3 protein-coding genes and 1 pseudogene are annotated in these 4,004 nt (G+C 72.2%); 1 reads left to right on the top strand and 3 read right to left on the bottom strand.

What is annotated here, in order from left to right:
• Window positions 1-63: 63 nt before the first annotated feature.
• The gene (locus DQW85_RS26445) at window positions 64-1,329 is read left to right on the top strand and encodes an MFS transporter (protein ID WP_338043420.1); all 1,266 of its coding nucleotides are present in this window, start codon (window positions 64-66) and stop codon (window positions 1,327-1,329) included.
• 95 nt (window positions 1,330-1,424) lie between these two features.
• Here the strand turns inward: DQW85_RS26445 and DQW85_RS26440 are convergent, their stop codons facing one another.
• The 3 genes and pseudogenes from DQW85_RS26440 to DQW85_RS46065 all read right to left on the bottom strand — a co-directional run.
• Window positions 1,425-2,378, bottom strand: coding sequence for an electron transfer flavoprotein subunit alpha/FixB family protein (locus tag DQW85_RS26440; RefSeq protein WP_113702646.1), 954 nt, complete (start codon window positions 2,376-2,378; stop codon window positions 1,425-1,427).
• A gap of 18 nt (window positions 2,379-2,396) precedes the next feature.
• Complete coding sequence (locus DQW85_RS26435) at window positions 2,397-3,176, bottom strand: electron transfer flavoprotein subunit beta/FixA family protein (protein ID WP_113702645.1); 780 nt, start codon at window positions 3,174-3,176, stop codon at window positions 2,397-2,399.
• A 227-nt stretch (window positions 3,177-3,403) separates the two neighbouring features.
• Window positions 3,404-4,004 (bottom strand): annotated as a pseudogene (locus tag DQW85_RS46065) (serine/threonine-protein kinase); the annotation flags it as partial.

The following is a 4,004-nucleotide window of genomic DNA, read 5'->3' as shown; positions in this document are numbered from 1 at the left end:
CGCCCGCCGCACCCGCCGCGCCCGGAGCGCACCGCGCGGGCGTCCCCCGGTCGCGCGCCTCCGGTGTCGCCACCACCGTGCCCCCTCACCCCCCTTTTGACCCCATATTTCATGACTTCTGAGAGGTACGGACCCATGACGCAGAACCTGCGACTCGCCCGTTGCGGGGCGATCCTTACTTTCGTGATGGCCGGTCTGATGGTCGGCACGATGACCGTGCGCATCCCGGCCCTGACCGACAAGCTCGGCCTGTCCGAGGCCACGGTGGGCACCATCCTGCTGGTCTGGGGCCTGGGCGCGCTGGTCACCATGCAGTCCATGCGCCGGATCATGGCCCGTACCGGCAGCAAGACCCTCCTGCGCGTCGGCGGCCCGCTGACCGCGCTCGGCCTGGTGGGCATGGCGTTCGCGCCGAACCTCCCGCTGCTGCTGGTCGCCTCGGCTCTCTTCGGCATGGCCTTCGGCGTGGTGGACATCGCGATGAACGCCCAGGGCTCCACCGTGGAGCGCGCCTACGGCCGGCCGCTGATGAACGGCATGCACGCGGGCTGGTGCGTCGGCGCCATCTCCGCCGGCGCGCTGGGCAGCCTGTCCATCGCGCTGGGCCTGTCGTTCACCGCGAACGTGGCCCTGGTCGGCCTGCTCTCCCTGCCGGTGACTCTCGTGATCGGCCGCGCGTACCTGCCCGAGACCCGGGTCAGGGAGACCGCGACGGCCGCCCGCCGGCGCATGCCGCCGATCGTCTACCTGCTGGGCGCGCTCATGTTCTTCGCGTTCATGGTCGAGGGCACGGTGGCCGACTGGAACGGGCTGTTCATGCGCGACTCCCTCGGCGCGCCGGAGGCGCTGGCGGCGCTCGGCTACCCCGTGTTCGAGGCGGGCATGCTGATCGCCAGGCTCACCGGCGACCGGCTGCGGTCCAGGTTCGGCGTGCGCGGCATGCTGACGGTGTCCGGGCTGGCCACGGCCGGGTTCTTCGCGGTCGTGCTGGCCGCGCCCGCGCCGCTGGTCGCGCTGTTCGCGATGTTCTTCGTCGGGCTCGGCGTGGCGACGATCTCCCCGATGACGCTCTCCCTCGCGGGCACCGCCACCGGCGACCCCGGCCCGGCCATCGCCCAGGCGGGAGCGATGGGCTACGCCGGGCTGCTGCTGGGGCCGGTGGTGATCGGCTTCCTGTCCGACGTCACGTCGCTGCGCGCCGCGCTCGGCATCGCCGTCCTGCTCGGCCTGCTGATCACGCTGGCGGCCCGCTTCCTGCCGCGCGAGGAGCCCGCAGCCGTGACCGTCCTGCCCACCGTGGAACGTGAGCCCGTCCGGGCCGCCGCCTGAGGCCCGACGGACCGTGAGCCCCGCCCACACGGCAGCACGCGGAACGGCGCCGCGCCCCCACGACCAGGGGGGTGCGGCGCCGTTCCGGCGTGGTGCTACTTGCGCTTGGTGATCTCCTCGGTGAGCTGCGGCACGACCTGGTTCAGGTCGCCCACGACGCCGTAGTCGGCGAGCTCGAAGATCGGCGCCTCCGGGTCCTTGTTGATCGCGACGATGGTCTTCGCGGTCTGCATGCCGGCCCGGTGCTGGATCGCGCCCGAGATGCCCGCCGCGATGTAGAGCTGCGGCGACACGGTCTTGCCCGTCTGGCCGACCTGGAACTGGTGCGGGTACCACCCGGCGTCCGTCGCGGCGCGCGAGGCGCCCACGGCCGCGCCGAGCGAGTCGGCCAGGCCCTCGATGATCGAGAAGTTCTCGGCCGAGCCGACGCCGCGGCCGCCGGAGACCACGATCGCGGCCTCGGTCAGCTCGGGGCGGGCGCCCTTCTCCTGCTTGACGCGCTCGATGACCCTGGCCGCCTTCGCGCTGTCGCTCAGGGAGACCGAGACCTCCTCCTCGGCGCCGGCTCCGGCGGCGGCCACGGGGGCCGTCGAGTTCGGGCGCACGGCGACGATCGGCGTGCCCTTGCGGACCCTGGACTGGACGTTCACGCCACCGCCGAAGATGGACTGGTCGGCCACGAAGCCCTCACCCAGGCCGACGGCGTCGGTGATGACACCGGAGTCGGTCTTGACGGCGAGACGACCGGCGATCTCCTTGCCCTCGGCCGTGGCGGCCACGAGCACCGCGGCGGGCGTCTTCTCGGCGACCAGCTGGGCGAGCAACTCGGCCTTGGGAGCCACCACGTGGTCGACGATGTCGCCGGAGCCGGCGACGTAGATCTTCTCGGCGCCGTACTCGGCCAGCCTGGCCTTGGCGTCGCCGGTGATGCCCGGGCCGGCCCACACGGCGGAGGGCGTGCCGAGCGAGCGGGCCAGGGTCAGCAGTTCGAGCGTGACCTTCTTCACCTCGCCGTCGACGTGCTCGACGAGAACGAGAATCTCCGACATATCAGCAAAACCCCGTTCTCAGATGAACTTCTTCGACGCGAGGAACTCGGCGGCCTTCGCACCGCCGTCACCCTCGTCCTTGACGATCGTGCCGGCCGCGCGCGGCGGGGCCGGGGCGAACTCGACGACCTCGGACCAGGCCGCGTCGAGGCCGACCTGGTCGGCCGCGATCTCGGCGTCCGCGATGGACAGCGTCTCGACCGGCTTCTTCTTGGCCGCCATGATGCCCTTGAAGGACGGGTAGCGCGGCTCGTTGATCTTCTCCACCACGGAGACGACAGCGGGCAGCGTGGCCTCGACCCGGTCGAACCCGTAGTCGGTGAGCCGCTCGACGGTGATCGAGGAGCCGTCGACGTCGACCTTCCTGGCCAGGGTGAGCTGCGGGGTGCCGAGCCGCTCGGCCAGCATCGCGGGCAGCACGCCGGTGCGCGCGTCGGTGGACTCCGAGCCCAGCACGACGAGGTCGAACCCGATCTTCTTCAGGGCCTGGGCCATCGCGTAGGAGGTCGACAGCGCGTCGGAGCCGTGCAGCGCGTCGTCGCTGAGGTGGACCGCCTTGTCGGCACCCATGGCCAGCGCCTTGCGGATGGTCTCGGTGGCCTTGCCGGGACCCATGGTCAGGACGGTGACCTCACCGCCGTGGGCCTCCTTGAGCTTCAGGGCCTCTTCGACCGCGTACTCGTCAAGCTCGTTGACCACGCCGTCTACGGCGTCACGGTCGAGCGTCTTGTCATCGGACCGGAGCTTGCGCTCGGTCGCCGTGTCAGGGACCTGCTTCACGCAGACGACGATGTTCATGGCCGGTGGCCGACCTCCCGTGATCGCGTGCGCCACCGCTACGGTGCGGCGGGCGCTGGTTGCATGCTGTCCAGAGTGCCAGGTGACCCGTGGGCTCGGTGCAGCGGGTGGCGCGGGGGTGACCCCGGCCTCCCGCGGCTATGTTACCCGTGGGTAGCATTGGCGCAAATCGTATCCGGGCCCCACCCTACCGAACTATGTTCCGGTGCCTGCGAGCGACCGGGCCCTTACGCCGACAGCAGGAAGACGACCCCCGCCACGACCGCCGTGACCGCGAACAGCGCGAGCGTGAACGTGCTGAAGGCCGCGGTGAGCCCCAGGCAGAGGCCGACGGCCCCGGCGATGCCCGCGAAGTCGACGACGATCCGGCTGGTCCTGAACGGGCCGCGGGCGAACAGCGCCACCCCCGCGTCGGCCACGACGACCAACGCGAACGCCGCGAGCAGGAACAGCGCCACCTCGGGCAGCGGCTTCCAGGCGGCCGCCGCGGGCAGTGACACGAACACCGCGGAGCCGATCACCCAGCGCCTGCGGACCTTCTCTCGGTGCCTCGCCCTGGCCTCCTCGAGCGACCCCGGATGTCCCCGCGCGCCGGGCCGCCACTGGCGTGTCTCCAACTGGTGCACGTCCTCGCGGGAGCGCGCCGCCCGCCAAGCCGGAGCCTCGGCCCGGGACGGCTCACGCCCCTCCCCCCAAGGCTCGCGCCCCTCCTCCCAAGGCTCGGGCCCATCCGCGCCGACCGGCACGGGACCCCCCGTACGGGCGCCCGTACGGACGCCCGTACCGGCCTCCGGGAGCGGGCCGGAGCGGTCGCGCGCCGCCGGGTCG

This window comes from Nonomuraea lactucae, assembly GCF_003313395.1.
In the GTDB taxonomy this organism is placed as follows: domain Bacteria; phylum Actinomycetota; class Actinomycetes; order Streptosporangiales; family Streptosporangiaceae; genus Nonomuraea; species Nonomuraea lactucae.
This window is presented reverse-complemented; position numbering and strand designations above follow the sequence as displayed.

Coding starts and splice junctions, on each gene's coding strand:
- DQW85_RS26440 (WP_113702646.1), bottom strand. CDS start 2,378: ATGTCGGAGATTCTCGTTCTCGTCGAGCACGTCGACGGCGAGGTGAAG.
- DQW85_RS26435 (WP_113702645.1), bottom strand. CDS start 3,176: ATGAACATCGTCGTCTGCGTGAAGCAGGTCCCTGACACGGCGACCGAG.